Source organism: Microbacterium istanbulense (genome assembly GCF_037204145.1).
Lineage (GTDB): Bacteria > Actinomycetota > Actinomycetes > Actinomycetales > Microbacteriaceae > Microbacterium > Microbacterium istanbulense.
Window position 1 is genome coordinate 150,805 of sequence record NZ_JBBDGN010000003.1, and the last position, 18,888, is coordinate 169,692.

Sequence of the window (18,888 nt, forward strand, 5' to 3'; positions counted from 1 at the left end):
GCCGGAGCAGCACGTTTATTGAGTAGGCTGAGAAAGGTTGTCGGCTCGGGGGGATTCGGCAGCGCACCCGTGAAGAAAGATGAGGCTGGGCGGAAATGACCTCACGCATCCTCGTGGTCGATGACGACACAGCACTTGCCGAGATGATCGGCATCGTGCTGCGGACCGAGGGATTCGACGTGTCGTTCTGCGCCGACGGCGCGCGAGCCGTCGAGGAATGGCGCACCACTCGTCCTGACCTGGTCTTGCTTGACCTCATGCTTCCCGGCATGGACGGCATCGAGATCTGCACCCGGATCCGGGCTGAGTCCGGCATCCCGATCATCATGCTCACCGCTCGCAGCGACACCGCCGATGTCGTGCGCGGACTGGAGGTCGGTGCCGACGACTACATGGTCAAGCCGTTCAATCCCAAAGAGCTCGTCGCCCGCATCCGCACCCGGCTGCGCCCTGCGCCGCAGACGGCCAGCGAAGTGCTCCGCATCGGCGACCTCGTGATCGACGTCGACGCGCACGAGGTGCGTCGCGGCACTGCTCCGATCGCGCTGACGCCCCTGGAGTTCCAGCTGTTGGTGGCGCTGGCATCCAAGCCGCAGCAGGTGTTCTCGCGCGAGATGCTGCTCGAGCAGGTCTGGGGTTACCACTACAAGGCCGACACCAGACTGGTGAACGTGCACGTGCAGCGCCTGCGGGCCAAGGTCGAGCTCGATCCCGACAACCCGAAGATCGTGATGACGGTGCGCGGCGTCGGCTATCGCGCCGGGAGCGTCAGCTAGGAGCCTCCGATGACGGGGACGACTTCGACGCCCCAGCAGGCAGCGCTGTGGCGCGACATGCGATCCTGGCCGACGAGCCTGGTCGGTCTGTGGCGCCACTCGATGCGCTTCCGGGCGGTCGCGGTCACCCTCGCCCTGACCTCCTTCGCGATCTTCATCGCCTGTGTGATCACGGCCCTCGTGATCCAGAACGACCTGTTCGAGTCGCGCAAGGACGAGGCGCTCGACAATGCCTGGCGTGCCACGCTTCAGGCGCAGCGCATCCTCGACTCCGGCGAGGTGGGCGATGACCGCGGGGCCATGCTCGCGCTGTGGCGCGACGTGCAGGAGGAGATCGGCCGGTCGTCGTCGTCGACGATGGTCGCGGCGTTCCCCTCCGACATCAATCAGGGTGCGTTGGCCCCCAGCGGCTTCACCAACAACCTCTCCGCCGATCAGCTCAGCGATGCGCTGCGGGCCCGGGTGACCGACCTTGACGACCGGCAGGCCTGGCAGTCCATCCCCATCCCGCAGGCGGACGGTTCTAGTGCGCCCGGCATCGTCGTCGGACAGCAGCTGCGAGTGCCGGAGATCGGTGTCTATGAGCTGTACATCGCCTACGACCTGATCGACGCCGACAACACCCTGCTGTTCGTGCAGAGCACCTTGTGGGTCGCTGGCATCAGCCTGGTCGCGATTGTCGCGGCGATCTCCTGGCTCGTGCTCCGCGCGGTGTCGACGCCGATCATCGAAGCGGCAGAGACGAGCGCACGTCTGGCGGCTGGCGACCTCGAGGTGCGTCTGCCGGTGCGTGGCGAAGACGAGATGGCGACCCTGGGCCGGTCGTTCAACGCGATGGCCGACAGCATCGAGTCGCAGATCAAGGAGCTCGGCGAACTGTCACTGGTGCAGCAGCGGTTTGTCTCGGATGTCTCTCACGAGCTGCGCACGCCGCTGACGACGATCCGGCTGGCCGCCGAGATGATCAACGATCAGCGCGAGGACTTCGACCCCACCACGGCCCGCACGGCCGAACTGCTGCACACGCAGGTGCAGCGTTTCGAGACCCTGCTCGCCGACCTGCTGGAGATCAGCAGGTACGACGCCGGCTCGGTACAGCTGGAAGAAGAGGCGACGAGCCTCGCCCAGCTCGCGGAAGAGATCGTGGAGCAGATGCGTCCGCTCGCCGACACCCACGGCACCGAGCTGCGCCTCGTGGCGCCCGGCGGGTATTCGCCCGTCGATATGGATCCGCGTCGGGTGCGTCGGGTGCTGCGCAACCTCGTCGGCAACGCGATCGAGCACGGTGAGGGCCGCCCCATCGTGGTGACGGTCGACAGCAACCAGCACGCGGTGGCTGCCGGAGTTCGTGACTTCGGGCTCGGCATGCGCCCCGAGGATGCTGAGCGGGTGTTCGACCGCTTCTGGCGGGCCGACCCGTCGCGCAAGCGCACGATCGGCGGCACGGGCCTCGGCCTCTCGATCGCACTCGGTGACGCCAAGCTGCACGGCGGTGCGCTCGAGGTGTGGTCGGAACTGGGGGTCGGCACGAATTTCGTGCTGACCATTCCGCGTTCGGCCGAGGGTCTCTCCGGTCCGAGCCCCGTGCCCCTCGAGCCGCAGGAGACATTGACGGACCTGGGTACGGCGACGATGCCGATCACCACGATCGTGCGGCTCGACGAGCTGACCGATCCGATCGACGATCTGGGGGGTCCGCGGTGATGAGGAAGTCGCGACTGGGCAGGGCCATCGCCGTCGTGGCGGCGGGGCTCGTCGTCGTCGGTTGTACCGGTCTGCCCACCAGTGGCCCGGTGAATGTCGGTCTCGCGCTCGATGACGAACTCTCCGAGTTCGACCCCAACCTCGAGGCCTCGGGCCCCGCGCCCGGGGCCTCGCCGGAAGAGATTGTCGTCGGGTTCCTCGAGGCCGGTGTCACGCCGACCGAGAGCTGGAGCACGGCCCGGCAGTTTCTGACGCCGGAGTTCGCGAGCGAGTGGCATCCGGACACCGGTGTGACCATTGACGCCTCGCTCTCCTCTCGGCAGTTCACCGCCGAAGAACCGAGTACCGAAGAGGTCGGCAGTGCCGCCGACGTCTCGGTGACACTCGACCAGGTCGCCGGCCTCGACGAAGCCGGGGCGTACACGCCGGCGCCAGGCACAGCAAAGAGCGCGTTCCGTCTGGTGCTCGGTGAAGACGAGCAGTGGCGCATCGACGATGCCCCGGACGGGATCGTGCTCGACCAGGAAAGCTTCGCGCAGGTCTACGACCAGCATGTGCTGCAGTACTTCGACTCCACCTGGTCACGCCTGGTGCCTGATGCGCGTTGGTTTCCGCGACTGGGCTCGATGGCCACGTCGATCACCAGGGCGGTGATCGGTGGCGACCCCAGCGGCTGGCTGGCGCCAGCCGTGCGCACCGCCTTCAGTGGCGATGTGGAGCTGGCCCGTGACTCGGTGCCGGTGGATGCCTCACAGGTCGCCGAGGTCGCGCTGGGCCGCGCCGCGCTGGCCGTGCAGCCGGTGACGCTTGCCCGCATGCGCACACAACTAGAGGCGAGCCTGTCGGAGCTCGGCATCACCCAGGTGCGCTTCACGGTCGACGGCGCTCCGCTCGAGGCGGGATTGGTCGAGGTCGATCAGGCCGCCCCCGAACCCAGTGTGCTCGTCCTCACCGACGAGGCGTTCGGCAGCGCTGTGGGCGACGAGGTCGTGCCGCTTCCCGGCATTACGGCCGAGATCGCGAAGATCACCGATCCGATCCTGGACATCGATGTCGCGGCCGACGGCACGCGCGCGGCCGCGCGTCTGGGTAACGGAGCCGTGTTCGGCGTGAGTGAGGGTGAACGCGTCGAACTCGACGCCCGTCCCGGGCTCATCGCCCCCACCATGGACCCGTTCGGCTACACCTGGACGGTTCCCCGCGACGACCCGCAGGCTGTACTCGCCTGGACACCCCAGGTGGAGAGCGAACGCATCGCTCAGGCGTGGCCGGATGCCTCGGCGATCAGTCACCAGCGCATCGCTGCCGACGGCACCAGGATCGCCGCCATCGTCACCGTCGGCGGTCAACGTCGCATCGTGGTGGCCGCCGTGCTGCGCGATGACAACGGGGCACCCACGGGGTTCGGGGAGGTGCACGAGATCGGCCGCGTCGCCGCTCCCGCCCAAGGTCTCGCCTGGCTCGGCCCCGACGCGGTCATGGTGCTCACCGGTGGCGAGGACGCCCTCGTGATCACGCAGCAGGTGGGCGGCCCCGCATCCTTCGTCGCGGCCCCACCGCGGGCGCAGTCCATCGCGGGGGCGAAGGCGATGGCCTGGGTGCGTGTGCTCGGTGACGACGGCGTCGTCTACGCCCAGCGCGGCTCGTCGTGGCAGGAGGGTGTCGACGGCATCCTGGTGCTCGGCACGCACGCCGGACTCTGATCGTCCTCCTCACCGCACGCAGCCGACCGAGTTGTCCACAGGCTCCGGCGCTCGGCGCCCGCGCCGGGTGCCGGTCGGGGATGCTCGAGGGATGGATGCCGACGATTGGCGTGACCTCGGTGCGGAGGTGCTTGCGTTTCTGCTCGCCGCAGAGTGCCCAGGGTGCGCGAGGGGAGGCACGCTGCTGTGCGAGCGCTGCCGCCTGCAGCTGCGCCCGCATCCCGTGGGAACGCGCACGCCCGGCGGTATCCCGGTGCGTGCGGCCTTGCGGTACGAGGGGGTGCCTGCGCGCTGCATCCGGCGGGTGAAAGAAGACGGCATGACCCTGCTCGCCCGGCCGCTCGGGCTGGCGCTGCGTGACCTTCTCGCGGCACACGAACCTGCCCTCCTGGTGCCGGTGCCCACCGGTCGCGTCTCCTTCCGGCGACGCGGGTACCGAGTGCCAGAACTCCTCATCCGCCGCGCAGGGGCGAGGCCGGAGCGACTGCTGCGCAGCGTGCGCACCGTCGGTGACCAGCGCGGACTCGGACGCGCACAGCGAACCCGGAACGTGGCCGGGAGCATGCGTGCATCCGCCCCTCGGGGAGGGCAGGACGTCGTGATCGTCGATGACGTCGTGACCACCGGGGCGACGATCGATGAGGCGGCCAGGGCGCTGTCTGCGGCCGGTCATCGGGTGCGTGGCGCGGTCGCGCTCGCCGCCACTCCGCGGCTCGATCGAACCTCTCGCGACACGGCAGAAATGGATGGTGACAACAGGGGGAGGGGCGACTAGCGTAGGGGTTCACAAGGCGACCACGGTCCGCCCTTGGCCGGGCGGACCGGGACAAGGAGGCAGTGATGGAAACGAGCATCGTCGGCGTCGGAGTGAGCATCTCCGATCGGTTCCGTACGGTTGTCGAGGAGAAGATCGCTCGCATTGCGACGCTCGCCCCGCGGGCACAGCGACTCGAGATCAAGGTCACTCATCGCGCCTACCGCAACGGCCGTGTTCCTGATGAGACCGTCGAGCTCACGCTCCTCGGCAAGGGGCCGGTGGTGCGGGCGGAGGCGATCGACGCAGACAAGTTCACCGCCTTCGATCTCGCCATCGACAAGCTCGCCGAGCAGTTGCGCCGGGCCAAGGAGAAGCGCATCGATGGGCGCAACCACCCGCGCGGTGCGCACTTCGAGAAGGGCAGCGGCTCGCTCGAAGGAATCGACGTGCAGCCGGCATCGGTCGATGTGCTGCGGGCCGTCGCGACCGGGTCGGTGCCCGTGCAGGTCGACGCTGAGGAAGATGTCTATTCGCCCGTCGTCATCCGCACGAAGAACTTCGATGCCGAATGGATGACCGTCGAAGAGGCCGTCGACCGGATGGAACTCGTCGGACACGACTTCTTCCTCTTCGTCGACGCCCGCAGCGACCACCCGAGCGTCGTGTACCGGCGCAAGGGCTGGGACTACGGCGTCATCTCACTGACCACCCAGGCCCCGCCGGTTGAGGAGGAACTGGCGTCCTGACCTGACGAAAGGCCGGCCCCGAGAATTCTCGGGGCCGGCCTTTCGTTGTCTGCGGATGCCTGTGGCGATCGGCGTCAGTCGAAGATGCCGTCCAGGATGCTGCCGATCACGAGGCCGCCGAGCACACCCTGCACGATGTCGCCTCCGCCACCTCCGCGGCGTCCACCGCCCCAGCCGCCGCCACCACCCCAGCCGTCGTCGCGGGGACGCGAGGAGTCGATGTCGCGCTGGGCGAGCTGCAGCGCCTCGGAGGCTAGCTGTGCCACACGGCGGGCGCCGGCCAGTGCTTCTTCACGCGTGTCTTCGGCCGGAAGCAGCGCGGGAACGTCGACGCGCAGGCGCTCGGCCTCGGCCAGACGCGTGCGCGCATCGGCGCCGATCCAACCGCGGTGCCCGGCGATCAGGCCACGCGCGACACCCAGCTGCCGGTCGGCATCGTCGAGCGCGTGCTGCACCTGCTGCAGCGAAGGGAGCGGGTTCTCCAGGCGATAACGGGCCTTGGCGATCGCATCGTCGAGGGCGGTGTTCGCGCCGCGCAGCGAGGAGAGTTCGGTGAACGGATCGTTGATCGACCCGGTCGGGGCGAGCGCGGAGAGCGCTGCTTCGAGTTTCACCGTGGCGGCCTGTACCTCGGGGGTCTGCGGGGCGTTGCGAGCCGCGACGATATCGCCGCGCGAGTCGGCGACGACGTCGGCCAGAGTCGATTCGGCGCGCAGCGCCTCGATCTCGAAGTCCTCCACGGCGTCGAGCATCGCGCTCGCGCGCCGCGTGGCCTCGGTTGCGGTCTCCAGCGCGAGGTTCGCCTCGGCGTTCTGCTTCGCCGCGCGGCGGCGCTCGGAGACGTCGGCGCCATGCGTGGCGAAGGAGATGAGTTGCGCGGCCTCGTCGGCCGATGACGCGATCCGGTGCATGGCCGATTCGGCGTACCGGGTCGACAGCCGTTCGATGGTGGCACGGGCCTGGGGGAGGCGTGCGCTGAGCGCCTCCGCCTCGGTGCGCAGCTGCGCGATGATCTCCGGCGCGCGACGCACCTTCGCGACGGTCTCGGCGAGCGCGGACGTCTTCTCGTCGAGCAGGTCTTCCGCCCAGTCGCACAGCTGGATGATCCGCGCGTTGCGGGTGCGTAGCTCCTCTGCCGTGTCGGGGATCTCGTCGTGGTTGAGCTGGTGCAGGTGGAAGGCCTCCTGCAGGTGCGTGCGCACCGCGTCCAGCGCAGCCTTGAGATCGGAGGTCAGAACGTCGCCGAGCTCGGCCTGGGCGAAGGCGAGCTCGTCAGTGGTGGTGCGGATGCGTTCGTCGGCGGCGACGAGCGCCTGCTGTGCGCGACGCGCGAGATCGGCGTCTTGTGCATCCTGAGCTTCTTGTTCACGTTTGCGCTTGCCCCAGAATCCGGCCATGGATCGATCCTACGGGCGTGGGTCGAAAGGATGCCGAGTGTCGACTTCGCCCTGGGTGAACGGAGGATGCCGGAATGCCGATATCTAGAACAAAAAGACGAAAGATATCTTCGATAATGTCGGTGGTCGCTGAGATGATGGATGCATGACGAACCACCTCTCCCCGCTTCGCGAGGCCGTTGCCTCGCTCGATGCGGCGTGGGGCGCGGCGGCCGATGCGACCGAGCTGTCGCGGGCACAGCTGGTGGCCGTGAATGCTGCGATCGGGGTGCTCCAGCGGCGGGTCGATGCCGTGCATGCTGAGGTCGCGGCGGGCATTGCGCACGAGTCACGGCCGGAGCTCGGCCCCGGGTCGCTGGCGAAGGAGCAGGGTTTTCGCACGCCCGCGAAACTGATCGCGGCGACGACCGGCGGGTCGACGGGAGATGCCCTGCGCCTGGTGAAGGTGGGGGAGGCGACGGCGGCACGCACCAACCTCATCGGCGATCGGTTGCCCTCGCGGTATCCGGCTGTGCAGGCCGCGCTCGCGGCAGGAACGGTGAGTGCGCAGGTCGCTGCCCTGATCGTCGCGATGTTGGAGCGGGTGCGCGTCGCGGCGGGAGCCGTGCGGATCGCCGAGGGGGAGCGGTTGCTGGTGCGCCAGGCTCCGGGGCTCGCGGTGGACGACATGCGGCGGTTGCTGCAGCGCGCAGAGGCCTGGCTGGACCCCGATGGGATGCCTCCGCGCGAAGAGGAGTTGCGCGCGAAGCGCTCTACCCGGATGTGGGAGCGCGACGGCCTGTTCCATCTCGAGCTGGTGGCCGATGCGGCCACGGCCGCCCCGGTGAAGGCGGCCGTTCGCGGGTACGTGACGGCGGCGTTCGCCGCGCGGACGGCTGCGGTGGAGCCGGATGCCGTAGATGCTGATCGCCGCTCGGTCGAGCAACTGCAGGCGGACGCTCTGAGTCTGATCTGCGCGCAGGCGCTGGAGCGCCAGGGCGACGAGCTGCCGCTGGCCGGGGCGACCGTGATCGTGCGTGTCGGCCTCGACGACCTGTGTGCAGGTGACGGCGTCGCGAGGATCGATGGCACCGATCAGCCGGTGAGTATCTCCGCGGTGCGGCGGATGGCCGCAGACGGCGGTGTGATTCCCTGGGTGATGGGTGGCGAGGGTGAGGTGCTCGACTGGGGGCGCCGACGTCGGCTGTTCAGCCGCTCCCAGAAGCTGGCGCTGACCGAGCGTGACGGCGGGTGCGCGATGTGCGCGCTGCCTCCGGAGATGACGAAGGTCCATCACATCGACTGGTGGCAGCGTGACACAGGTCGGACCGACCTGCGCAACGGCATTCTGCTATGTGAGACGTGCCATCACCGGATTCACGACAATGGCTGGGAGATTCGGATTGACGGGTGCGGCGTCGCCGCCCGCGTGTGGTTCATTCCGCCGCCACATGTCGATCCGGAGCGCACACCGCGTCTGGGTGGTCGTGCGCGGTTCGACCTTGACATGGCGGCGGTTGCGGTCGGCTAGCCGAGAAGGCGTGAGCTAGCCGAGAAGGCGTGAGCTAGCCGCGAAGGAGTGGCATGGCCGGCTCTGTGACGCCGCTCCCGGCGTCGGGAAGCCGTGGTGGACGACCCCGGCGCGGCTTGTCTGCGCTGATGTGCAGGGCCAGCGCGTGCGGCGCGTGGCCACCCAGGGCTGTTTCCACCTGATCCAGCCAGCGCAGCTCGGCCTCCATCTGCAGGGCCATGGCCTCCGTGACGAGCCGGCGAGCGAGCGCTCCGCCGTCTGGCTGCGCCCCCGGCTGCGCCGCGGCGGTCTCCGCCGCGGGCGCGGCATCCTGCTCCTTGCGCAGCCGCTCCAGGGCCGCGCGCGATGCCACACGCTGGTCATGCACGATCGCAGCGACGTCTGCGCCGGGCAGCGTCGCCGCCAGTGCCAGCTTGATCGTCAGCTCATCCCGCGTGCCCGTCGCGCGCTCCACCGGGGCGGCCAGCCAGGCCCGCACGTCGTCGCGACCGGCATCCGTGATCTGGTAGTAGACATGCCCGGCGGCATCCACCTCGCCCTTGGCGACCAGGCCGTCGCGTTCGAGCCGTTCGAGGGTGTTGTAGATCTGACCGACATTCAGTGGCCAGGTCGACCCGGTCCGCCGGTCGAACTCCGCCCGCAGCTGGTAGCCGTAACACGGCCCCTGGTCGAGGATGGCCAGCAGACTCTGGCGAACTGACATCGGCGCTCCGTGCGTTGCGGGTATCGGGTTTCTCGGTATATGCGTACTCGGAAAACACCACCCATACAACGACCGTGCGGCGTGTCGTGTTCGCCCTGGGCGTCGCGGCGCACGTCGGCTCGTAGGTTCTGCGCAGGTCACGGGCCGGTAACATGGCACCATATGCCCGGCGCGGAACAACGCCGGCACCCGAAACCAAGGAGACATCCGTGGCGAACCCTCTCGAGAAGCTCCTGCGCGCAGGCGAAGGTCGCGTGCTGCGCCGGTTGAAGCAGATCGTCAAGGCCGTCGGCGAGCTCGAGTCCGACTTCGAGAAGCTCACCGACGACGAGCTGCGCAACGAGACCGCCGAACTACGGGCCCGCTACGAGAAGGGCGAGACGCTCGACCAGCTCATGCCCGAGGCCTTCGCCGCCGTCCGCGAGGCCGCCAAGCGCACCCTGAACATGCGCGCCTACGACGTGCAGATCATGGGCGGCGCTGCCCTGCACCTCGGCAACATCGCCGAGATGAAGACCGGTGAGGGCAAGACTCTCGTCGCCACCTTCCCTGCCTACCTCAACGCGATCGCCGGCAAGGGCGTGCACGTCATCACCGTGAACGACTTCCTCGCCAGCTATCAGGCCGAGCTCATGGGCCGCGTCTACCGCGCCCTCGGTATGACCACCGGCATCATCGTCTCGGGGCAGACCCCCGCGGTGCGCCGCGAGCAGTACGCCGCCGACATCACCTACGGCACCAACAACGAGTTCGGCTTCGACTACCTGCGCGACAACATGGCCTGGCGCAAGGAAGACCTCGTCCAGCGCGAGCACTTCTTCGCGATCGTCGACGAGGTCGACTCGATCCTCATCGACGAGGCCCGTACCCCGCTCATCATCTCCGGCCCGTCGTCGGGCGAGGCCAACCGCTGGTTCGCCGAGTTCGCGAAGATCGCCCGCACCCTCGAGGCCGGCGAAGACTACGAAGTCGACGAGAAGAAGCGCACCGTCGGCGTGCTCGAGCCCGGTATCGAGAAGGTCGAGGACTACCTCGGCATCGACAATCTCTACGAGTCGGCCAACACCCCGCTCATCTCGTTCCTGAACAACTCGATCAAGGCGCTCGCGCTGTTCAAGAAGGACACCGACTACGTCGTCATGAACGACGAGGTCATGATCGTCGACGAGCACACCGGCCGCATCCTCGTCGGCCGCCGCTACAACGAGGGCATCCACCAGGCCATCGAGGCCAAGGAGGGCGTGCCGGTCAAGGCCGAGAACCAGACCCTCGCCACCGTCACGCTGCAGAACTACTTCCGCCTCTACGACAAGCTCGCCGGCATGACCGGTACCGCCGAGACCGAGGCGGCCGAGTTCATGTCGACCTACAAGCTCGGCGTCGTGCCCATCCCGACCAACCGGCCGATGGTCCGCAAGGACCAGCCGGACCTCGTTTACAAGAACGAGCAGGCCAAGTTCGCGCAGGTCGTCGAAGACATCGCCGAGCGTCACGCCGCCGGCCAGCCCGTGCTCGTCGGTACGGTCAGCGTCGAGAAGAGCGAGTACCTCTCGCGGCTCCTCGCGAAGAAGGGTGTCAAGCACGAGGTCCTCAACGCCAAGAACCACGCGCGTGAGGCCGAGATCGTCGCCCGTGCCGGCAAGCTGGGCGCCGTCACGGTCGCCACCAACATGGCCGGTCGAGGCACCGACATCATGCTCGGCGGCAACGCCGAGTTCCTCGCCGTGCAGGAGCTGAAGTCCAAGGGTCTCGACCCGGCCGAGACGCCGGAGGAGTACGAGGCCGCGTGGGATGAGACCTACGAGGCGATGAAGGCCCAGGTCGAGGAGGAGAGCGCGCAGGTCACCGAGGCCGGCGGCCTCTACGTGCTCGGCACCGAGCGCCACGAGTCGCGTCGTATCGACAATCAGCTGCGCGGTCGCTCCGGGCGTCAGGGCGACCCGGGGGAGAGCCGCTTCTACCTCAGCCTCACCGACGACCTCATGCGGCTGTTCCAGTCCGGTGCCGCCGAGGCGATCCTCGCCCGCACCAACTTCCCCGACGATGTGCCCATCGAATCGGGGCTGGTGAGCCGCGCGATCCGTAGCGCCCAGTCGCAGGTCGAGGCGCGCAACGCCGAGATGCGCAAGAACGTGCTCAAGTACGACGACGTGCTCAACCGTCAGCGTGAGGCGATCTACGCAGACCGCCGCCACATCCTGCAGGGCGACGACATCGCAGACCGCGTGCAGCACTTCATCGAAGATGCCATCGGCGGCGTCGTGCGGGATCACACCGGCGAGGGTCACAACGAGAGCTGGGACTTCGACGCGCTGTGGACCGAGCTGAAGACGCTCTACCCCGTCGGCGTGACGATCGACGAGGTCGTCGCCGAGGCCGGCGGCCGCAAGGGCGGCATCTCGGCCGACGGGCTGACCCGGGAGCTGCTCAGCGACGCGACGATCGCCTACGAGAAGCGCGAGGAGTCGCTCGGTGAGGCGGCCACGCGTGAACTCGAGCGCCGCGTCGTGCTGCAGGTGCTTGACCGTCGCTGGCGGGACCACCTGTACGAGATGGACTACCTCAAGGACGGCATCGGCCTGCGTGCCATGGCCCAGCGTGACCCGCTGATCGAGTACCAGCGCGAGGGCTACGCCATGTTCCAGGCGATGATGGGCCAGATCAAGGAAGAGTCGGTCGGCTACCTCTACAACCTCGAGGTCGAGGTGCGTCGCGCGGGCGACGACCAGGTCACCGAGGTCGAGGCCAAGGGTCTCGCCGATGGCCAGCCCGAGCAGAAGCTCGAGTACTCGGCGCCGAACGACTCGGGCGATGTCGAGGTGCGCAATGAGCGCGGCCAGGTGCAGCAGGCGGCGACCGCGCGCCTGCGGCAGGAGACCGCGGCGCAGGAGCAGGCAGAGGATGCCCCGCGCGGTGCCTTCGGCCAGCGCACGGACGCCGGCGCCGAGGCGGCCGCGGGCAACCGCGAACAGCGCCGCGCCCAGGCCAAGAAGAAGAAGTGACACGACGCCCCGACCGCCGCGGCACCCCGCTCAGGGGAGTCACGGCGGTCGGGGCGACCTCGTCGTGGCGGTAGTGTGGATCAATGACCCGCCGCACCCTGGACCAGTCCTCCAAGCTGAAGAACGTTCTCTATGAGATCCGCGGCAAGGCACTGATCGAGGCGGCGCGTCTGGAGGCCGAGGGCCACCAGATCCTCAAGTTGAACACCGGCAACCCTGCCACCTTCGGGTTCGAGGCTCCGCACCAGATCGTGCACGACATGCTCGCCACGCTGCCCACCGCGCACGGCTACAGCGACAGCAAGGGCATCATCTCCGCACGTCGGGCGATCGTCAGCCGCTACGAGCAGGAGCCCGGCTTTCCCCGCTTCACGCCCGACGACGTCTTCCTCGGCAACGGTGTCTCCGAGCTCATCACGATGGTCATGCAGGCGCTGCTCGACCAGGGTGACGAGGTGCTCATCCCGGCACCGGACTATCCGCTGTGGACCGCGATGACCTCGCTCGCCGGGGGGACGCCCGTGCACTACGTGTGCGATGAGGATAACGACTGGCAGCCGGATCTCGAAGACATCCGGTCGAAGGTGACGCCGCAGACCAAGGCGATCGTCATCATCAATCCGAACAACCCGACGGGCGCGGTGTACTCCCGCGAGATCCTGGAGGGGATCGTGCAGATCGCTCGGGAGAACGGCCTGCTGCTGCTCTCCGATGAGATCTACGACCGCATCCTGTTCGACGACGCGGTGCACATCCCCACCGCGACCCTCGCGCCTGACCTGCTCTGCCTGACCTTCAACGGCCTGTCCAAGACCTACCGCGTCGCCGGCTACCGCTCGGGCTGGCTCGTCATCACCGGCCCCAAGTCGCACGCCAAGGGCTTCCTCGAGGGCATCGCGCTGCTCGCTTCCACTCGCCTGTGCCCGAACGTCCCCGCCCAGCACGCCGTGCAGGCCGCGCTCAGCGGTGTGCAGAGCATCGACGCCCTCATCGCGCCCACGGGGCGTCTCGCCGAGCAGCGCGACATCGCCTGGCAGGGCCTGGAGGCGATCCCCGGCGTGAGTTGCGTCCGCCCGGCAGGCGCGCTGTACGCGTTCCCCCGCCTCGACCCGAACGTGCACGAGATCCGTGACGACGAGAAGCTCGTCTACGACCTGCTCGTGTCGGAGAAGATCCTGCTCGTGCAGGGCACCGGCTTCAATTGGGCCACCCCCGACCACCTGCGGGTGGTCACTCTGCCCGAGGCCCGCGTGCTCAGCGAAGCCGTCGAGCGACTCGGGAACTTCCTCTCGAGCTATCGGCAGTGACCGCCTCACGCGGCAACAGCGACGTGGCCAGGCGACGGATGCCGGCCACGAACGCCGAGCGCGGGGCGACATCGCCTACCGGGCGCGCGTGCAGCGCGGCGGCATCCACCGCGCGCTGATCGTCGGGGAGGAAGGTCACCTCGTCGATCCCGGCGAAACGCTCCAGGGTGCGCCGGATCTGACCGCGCGCGTCAATGCCCAGCGGACCGGGGCGCACCCGGTTGGCGACGACCCTGATCGGGGTCGCGCCGACGAGGTGGCGCAGTTCGGCGTGCCCACGCAGGAAGCGGCTCACCCCCAGCGGGTCGGCCGAGAGCACGGCCACGATCTGGTCGGCCTCGCGCAATGACACGGCAGTCGCCGCATGGCGCGACGGCGCACCAGGGTCGAGGCCGTCATCTTCGTCGTCGAAGGATGCCGACACGTCGACCACACTGTCGTCGACCCAGCCCCGCGTCGCCTCGAGCGTGGAGCGCAGACGCCCCGCCGCCAGCTCGGGCCAGCGCCCAGGGCGATTGAGGCCGCCGAGCACCTCGACGGCCCCGGCGGAGGTCTCCACCGGCGTCGACAGTCGGTCCAGCTCCGGGGCATCCAGACTGCCGAGCTCGGCGCGGCGGCAGGCGGCCGCCAGCCCCGGCGACTCGTCTCCCAGCCCCAGCAGCAGTGCGAGCGATGGCGCCGTCGTGTCAGCATCGATCAGCGCAGACCGCCGACCGGCCCTGGCGAGTTCGACGGCCAGCTGGATCGCCAAGGTCGAGCGTCCGGGCGCGCCGTGCGGCCCCCACACGGCGAGAAGCCGTGACGGCGCTCGGCCTGTCTGCGGTGCCGGCGGTACGTCTTCGGCCAGCATGCCGAGCACTTGCCAGGCTGCCGCGTCAGCCGGAAGCGGTGCGGGCAGGCCGTACCGGGCCAGCAGACGGGACGAGCCGGGGTCAGCGGCGCCGGACGCAGCGATGGCGATGATCCGCGTGCCCGCACGGTCACAGGCCCGCACGAAGCCGGCCGTGAGGGTGCGACGGTCAGGGTTCAGCACGATGGCGTCCGCAGCCTGCAGGTCGGCTTCGCCGGCATGTTCCGGTCCTGACACGGCGATCACGACGGCGCCGTCGAGTTCGAGGTCCGCGGCCAGCGCCGCCGACTGTTCGGGGCTGACGGCCAGGATGACGACGCTCATGAGCCGTCACCCGTCGGCACGAGCGAGATCGCTGCGCCGCCGGTCATCGCCTCCAGGACGGAGGCGACGTCGGCGCGGTCGATCACGACCTCGACGTCGGTGCGCTCCTGACTGAGCATCCCTTCGCTCTCGGCCACGGTGGCGACCACCGCATCGGCCACCAGAATCCGCGGTGTGTCGAAGCTACGGCCATCCTCTTTCAGCGGTGCCTGCCAGAGCTCGACCACCGTGCCCTCCTTCACCCCGGCCGGGATCGCGGCAGCGCTGGGGATGACGATGGTCGTCGTGCGGGCGCTGTCGGCGTCGGTCACGCTTGCTGTCGGCACCAGCTCTCCACGGGCGAGGGTACGACTGGCGACCATGCCGGCTTCGAGATCCTGCGGGGCGAGGTAGTCGTCAGTCAGCGTTCCCAGACCCACCTCGACCACCTGGAAGTCCTCGGAATCGAGCGCCTCGCCGACGACGATCGTCGTCGTCGCCTGCAGCATCGGCGTGGTCTGCCGTGACGCCGCGACAAGGGCCCAGACCCCGGCGATGGAGGCGATCACCAGCACGATGCCGACGATGAAGCGAACGTCGACGAAGTAGGCGCGTCGAGGCCGGGAGCGAGTCATCATGCAGACATCGTCACAGATCGCCCGATCGAGTCGAAGAAGTTATCCACAACGCCTGTCGGGGGAGACGGAAACGGGCCTCTCGGTGGAGAATAGGCATATGCCGCACACGCCCGCATCGGCACCTCGCTTCCTTGCCCCCGCGCAGGTCGCCGAGCTGCTCAACATCGAGGTCGACGAGGTCGTCGCCCTCGTGCTCGAAGGACGGTTGCGAGGTGCGCAGCTCGGCTCGCCGCCGCGGTGGCGCGTGGAAGAGGCCAGCATCGCCGACTACCTCGCGGAGCAGTCGGAAGAGGCCAGGCGGATGGCGCTATGGCGACAGGCCAGCGAAGCGAGCTTCCCCGAGGTGTGGGGTACCACGCCGTTCCGCGGAGCCTGAGCGGGCGCGGTTTCCGCGTTCAGGGCATCCCGGCATCCGCCCACTCTGCGCGCACCCACACGATGGCGGCGAACGGCACCATCAGGTGTGCCCGCACCGTGTGCGTGCGTCGGGGTTCCCCGGGGTCGTGCACAGCCAGGTCGAGGTGATCGGCGCCCGCGCGATCGATCGTGCCGTGGAGGGGGTCGCCCTGACGCAGTGACATGCGGATGGGAACGCGCCGCCGGGCGAGATCACGGAGCACGAAGCCGAGCGTCATCCGCTCGCGCAGCGAGGCTGCCGGCTGCTCGGCATCCAAGGAGGCCAGCAGAGTGCCATGGTCGACGCCGAACTGCTCGATCGCGTCGATCGGCACGAGAATCAGTCGGGGGTCATCGGCTGGCGTCAGCCCCACCCAGTCGGCACCCAGTCCGCTGACCCTGGCCGTCAGCCGGTCACCCGAGGCCAGTGCGACCGTCGCGCGGGCGTCGGAGGACGCGAGAATCCGCAACCGCTCCCGCAGCGCAAGCCGGGAGATGCGCAGGCGTTCAGACTCGGCGTCCAGCGCCGCGCGCTCAGCTTCCCACTCCGCGGCGAGCTGACCCTCGAGGTCATCGAAGAGATGCTCCCATTCCACCTGCCCGACAGTAGGGGATCGTTCGTCGCGTCCGGGCGAGTTATCCACAGGTTCTTGGGTCGGGTTCAGAATATCGGTGACTCGTGTTCTACTTTTCAGGACGCCGCACCGCGAAACGGGGGCGGCACATCCACGACCGGGGGGATCGGGGCACGGACGATGATGTTGAACGAGTACTTCGCACCACAGCCGACGCCGGCTGCGGAGCTGCCGGATCCGGAGCCGCTGCTGAGAAGCCTGACGCACGGTGCTCTGGAGGTGCTCGCCGGCGTTCGGGAGGTCGATCAACTCGCCCGCTGGTTCAACGAGGATGCGTATCGTGTGCTCGTCACGCGGGCCAACCTCTCGGCCCGCGCTCGCAGCGCCCGAGGGACGGCACCGATCCGCCCCAACTTCCAGATCCTGTCGATCCGGCACTCGGCACCCGCCGACGGGGTGGTCGAAGCCGCCATCGTGGTCGCAGGACCCGGGCGCACGAGGGCCGTCGCGATTCGACTAGAAGGACTCGACCGGCGCTGGCGCGCCACGTCGCTGGCGATCCTCTGAACGTCGCGCCCCTAGGCTGGTGGGGTGTCAACCCTCAGTGATCTCATCCAAGCCCAGGGCCTGCTGAACGACCTCGATATCGAGTGGCTGCATCGGCTCGCGGGCGACGGCCAGCTGCTGGCCGATCTGGCCTCGGCCGACATCGTCACCTGGGTGGCCACCGCAGACGGCACCTTCATCGCCGTCGCTCACTCCCGGCCCAGTGGCCCGGCGACCCTGTTCTACCGCGACATCGTGGGGGAGCGTGTTCGCCCGCAGTGGCGCACGCAGGTGCAGGCGGCGTTCGAGAGCGGAGAGATCGTCGACTCCTCCTCGCCGGACTGGTTCGAAGAGACCCCGACGCGGGTGCGCGCGGTGCCCATCGTGCGCGGATCCGGCGCGAGTCGCGCGGTGGTCGGCGTGCTGACCCGACACACCAACCTCGGTGAAGCTCGGATGCCCTCACGCCAGCAGATGTCATTCGACGAATGCGCGAATGACCTGTTCCGGATGATCGCCTCGGGTGAGTTCCCCGACCTTGCCGCCCCGACCGCCCCTCGCCGTGGCGCTCCGCGCGCTTCCGACGGGTTGATCCGCATCGACGTCGACGGCATCACCACCTTTGCCAGCCCCAACGCCCTGTCGGCGTTCAACCGGATGGGCTTCGACGACGAGCTCGAGGGCGAGTCCCTGGCCGAGGTGATCACGCGCATCCTGCCGCCGTCGCGTCAGGTCGACGAGACGCTGCCGGTGGTCGTCACCGGGCGGGCGCCCTGGCGCACCGACATGGAGGCGCGCGGGGTGACCGTGTCGCTGCGCGCGATTCCGTTGAAAGACCACGGCACACGCATCGGCGCGATCGTGCTCTGCCGCGATGTCTCCGAGCTGCGTCACCAGGAGCAGGAACTCATCACCAAGGATGCGACCATCCGCGAGATCCACCACCGGGTGAAGAACAACCTGCAGACTGTGGCCTCACTTCTCCGTATCCAAGCCCGCCGCACGCATTCTGAAGAGGCTCGCGATGCGCTGACGCAGGCCATGCGCCGGGTCGAGGCGATCGCCGTGGTGCACGACACACTCGCCAGCGGCCTGTCGCAGACGGTCGACTTCGACGAAGTGTTCGACCGCGTGCTGAAGCTCGTGGCCGAGGTCGCCGCCGCGCCCAGCACTCGGGCGCGCACCGAGCGCGCGGGGCGCTTCGGGGTGCTGCCCAGCGAGTATGCGACGCCGCTGTCGTTGGCGCTCACCGAGGTCGTCACCAATGCCGTCGAGCACGGCCTCGCCGGTCAGGAGGGCGTCGTGCGGATCGAGGCCACCCGCACCGATGAGACGCTGCGCGTCACCGTGACCGACACCGGTCACGGGTTGCCAGAGGGGCGCGTGGGACAGGGGCTCGGCACGCAGATCGTCCGCACCCTCATCCAGGGCGAGCTGGGCGGCACGATCGAGTGGAAGGGCGCGGAGGGGGAAGGTACCCAGGTGACCATCGAGATTCCGCTGCGCTGGATCAAGGCCTGACGCGACCGAAGACATGGAAAAGGCCCCCGAGAGATCGGGGGCCTTTTCTTCGTCGGGGTGTCGCGGCTCAGCCGGCGCGGCGGGCGCGGGCGGCGCGACGCTTGAGGGCGCGGCGCTCGTCTTCGGACAGGCCGCCCCACACGCCCGAGTCCTGGCCGGACTCGAGAGCGTACTGCAGGCAGATCTCGGTGACGGTGCAGGTGGCGCAGACTGCCTTGGCCTTCTCGATCTGGTCGACAGCGGGGCCGGTGTTCCCCACGGGGAAGAACAGTTCGGGGTCGACGGTCAGGCAGGCGGCTTTGTCGCGCCAATCCATAGGGGGGCTCCTCTTATCGAGATTTTCGGTGTGGGCGGTCGCATCTGCGGCGCTCGAATTCGGGCGTCGGTTCGGGTTCCGCTACCCTGGTGATGCGAGCGAGTGCTCGCCCCACTCCGATGTGGGAGCACATGGCTG

The 18,888-nt window shown here is 68.8% G+C and carries 17 protein-coding genes; 11 read left to right on the forward strand and 6 right to left on the reverse strand.

All coding sequences use genetic code 11. From position 1 onward, the window contains the following. The first annotated feature begins 95 nt into the window (after window positions 1–95). The 5 genes from mtrA (at window position 96) to hpf (ending at window position 5,686) form a co-directional block, all read left to right on the forward strand. Window positions 96–776 carry an MtrAB system response regulator MtrA gene (gene mtrA / locus WDU93_RS05420; RefSeq protein ID WP_337318363.1) on the forward strand — a complete coding sequence of 227 codons (681 nt, stop codon included), beginning with the start codon at window positions 96–98 and terminating at the stop codon, window positions 774–776. Between the two features lie 9 nt (window positions 777–785). After that, window positions 786–2,480 carry an MtrAB system histidine kinase MtrB gene (mtrB, locus tag WDU93_RS05425; protein ID WP_337318365.1) on the forward strand — a complete coding sequence of 565 codons (1,695 nt, stop codon included), beginning with the start codon at window positions 786–788 and terminating at the stop codon, window positions 2,478–2,480. Next, window positions 2,480–4,183 carry an LpqB family beta-propeller domain-containing protein gene (locus WDU93_RS05430; RefSeq protein ID WP_337318367.1) on the forward strand — a complete coding sequence of 568 codons (1,704 nt, stop codon included), beginning with the start codon at window positions 2,480–2,482 and terminating at the stop codon, window positions 4,181–4,183. The genes mtrB and WDU93_RS05430 overlap by 1 nt, the downstream gene beginning before the upstream one ends. A 91-nt stretch (window positions 4,184–4,274) precedes the next feature. After that, the gene (locus WDU93_RS05435; RefSeq protein ID WP_337318369.1) at window positions 4,275–4,958 is read left to right on the forward strand and encodes a ComF family protein; all 684 of its coding nucleotides are present in this window, start codon (window positions 4,275–4,277) and stop codon (window positions 4,956–4,958) included. Window positions 4,959–5,023: 65 nt separating this feature from the next. Continuing rightward, on the forward strand, window positions 5,024–5,686 hold the full coding sequence (gene hpf, locus WDU93_RS05440) for a ribosome hibernation-promoting factor, HPF/YfiA family (protein ID WP_337318371.1): 663 nt from the start codon (window positions 5,024–5,026) through the stop codon (window positions 5,684–5,686). 74 nt (window positions 5,687–5,760) lie between these two features. On the opposite strand, the gene WDU93_RS05445 is transcribed toward hpf, so the two are convergent. Next, complete coding sequence (locus WDU93_RS05445; RefSeq protein WP_337318373.1) at window positions 5,761–7,083, reverse strand: coiled-coil domain-containing protein; 1,323 nt, start codon at window positions 7,081–7,083, stop codon at window positions 5,761–5,763. Window positions 7,084–7,228: 145 nt separating this feature from the next. On the opposite strand from WDU93_RS05445, the gene WDU93_RS05450 reads away from it, so the two are divergent. After that, window positions 7,229–8,593, forward strand: a complete 1,365-nt coding sequence (locus WDU93_RS05450; RefSeq protein WP_337318375.1) for an HNH endonuclease signature motif containing protein — start codon at window positions 7,229–7,231, stop codon at window positions 8,591–8,593. A gap of 34 nt (window positions 8,594–8,627) precedes the next feature. Here WDU93_RS05450 and WDU93_RS05455 read toward each other — a convergent pair whose 3' ends face one another. Then, window positions 8,628–9,296: a PadR family transcriptional regulator gene (locus WDU93_RS05455; protein WP_337318377.1), complete on the reverse strand. Its 669-nt coding sequence runs from the start codon at window positions 9,294–9,296 to the stop codon at window positions 8,628–8,630. A 209-nt stretch (window positions 9,297–9,505) separates the two neighbouring features. Between WDU93_RS05455 and secA the strand changes: the two genes are divergently transcribed. Together secA and WDU93_RS05465 are read left to right on the forward strand one after the other, a co-directional pair. Then, on the forward strand, window positions 9,506–12,298 hold the full coding sequence (gene secA, locus WDU93_RS05460; protein WP_337318379.1) for a preprotein translocase subunit SecA: 2,793 nt from the start codon (window positions 9,506–9,508) through the stop codon (window positions 12,296–12,298). A gap of 83 nt (window positions 12,299–12,381) precedes the next feature. Next, window positions 12,382–13,605: a pyridoxal phosphate-dependent aminotransferase gene (locus WDU93_RS05465; RefSeq protein ID WP_337318381.1), complete on the forward strand. Its 1,224-nt coding sequence runs from the start codon at window positions 12,382–12,384 to the stop codon at window positions 13,603–13,605. Here WDU93_RS05465 and WDU93_RS05470 read toward each other — a convergent pair. Together WDU93_RS05470 and WDU93_RS05475 are read right to left on the reverse strand one after the other, a co-directional pair. Next, complete coding sequence (locus WDU93_RS05470; protein ID WP_337318383.1) at window positions 13,553–14,779, reverse strand: CpaE/TadZ family protein; 1,227 nt, start codon at window positions 14,777–14,779, stop codon at window positions 13,553–13,555. The genes WDU93_RS05465 and WDU93_RS05470 overlap by 53 nt on opposite strands. Further along, window positions 14,776–15,396 (reverse strand): SAF domain-containing protein, encoded by a 621-nt coding sequence (locus WDU93_RS05475; protein WP_337318385.1) that lies wholly within the window; start codon window positions 15,394–15,396, stop codon window positions 14,776–14,778. The genes WDU93_RS05470 and WDU93_RS05475 overlap by 4 nt, the downstream gene beginning before the upstream one ends. A 97-nt stretch (window positions 15,397–15,493) precedes the next feature. Between WDU93_RS05475 and WDU93_RS05480 the strand changes: the two genes are divergently transcribed. Then, on the forward strand, window positions 15,494–15,772 hold the full coding sequence (locus WDU93_RS05480; protein ID WP_337318387.1) for a helix-turn-helix domain-containing protein: 279 nt from the start codon (window positions 15,494–15,496) through the stop codon (window positions 15,770–15,772). A gap of 19 nt (window positions 15,773–15,791) precedes the next feature. Here the strand turns inward: WDU93_RS05480 and WDU93_RS05485 are convergent, their stop codons facing one another. Then, on the reverse strand, window positions 15,792–16,388 hold the full coding sequence (locus WDU93_RS05485) for a hypothetical protein (protein ID WP_337318390.1): 597 nt from the start codon (window positions 16,386–16,388) through the stop codon (window positions 15,792–15,794). A 159-nt stretch (window positions 16,389–16,547) separates the two neighbouring features. Between WDU93_RS05485 and WDU93_RS05490 the strand changes: the two genes are divergently transcribed. Together WDU93_RS05490 and WDU93_RS05495 are read left to right on the forward strand one after the other, a co-directional pair. Then, window positions 16,548–16,934, forward strand: coding sequence for an Rv3235 family protein (locus tag WDU93_RS05490; protein WP_337318392.1), 387 nt, complete (start codon window positions 16,548–16,550; stop codon window positions 16,932–16,934). Window positions 16,935–16,958: 24 nt separating this feature from the next. Further along, window positions 16,959–18,434, forward strand: coding sequence for a sensor histidine kinase (locus tag WDU93_RS05495; protein WP_337318394.1), 1,476 nt, complete (start codon window positions 16,959–16,961; stop codon window positions 18,432–18,434). 67 nt (window positions 18,435–18,501) lie between these two features. Here WDU93_RS05495 and WDU93_RS05500 read toward each other — a convergent pair whose 3' ends face one another. Then, the gene (locus WDU93_RS05500) at window positions 18,502–18,750 is read right to left on the reverse strand and encodes a WhiB family transcriptional regulator (RefSeq protein ID WP_071641453.1); all 249 of its coding nucleotides are present in this window, start codon (window positions 18,748–18,750) and stop codon (window positions 18,502–18,504) included. Window positions 18,751–18,888 lie beyond the last annotated feature (138 nt).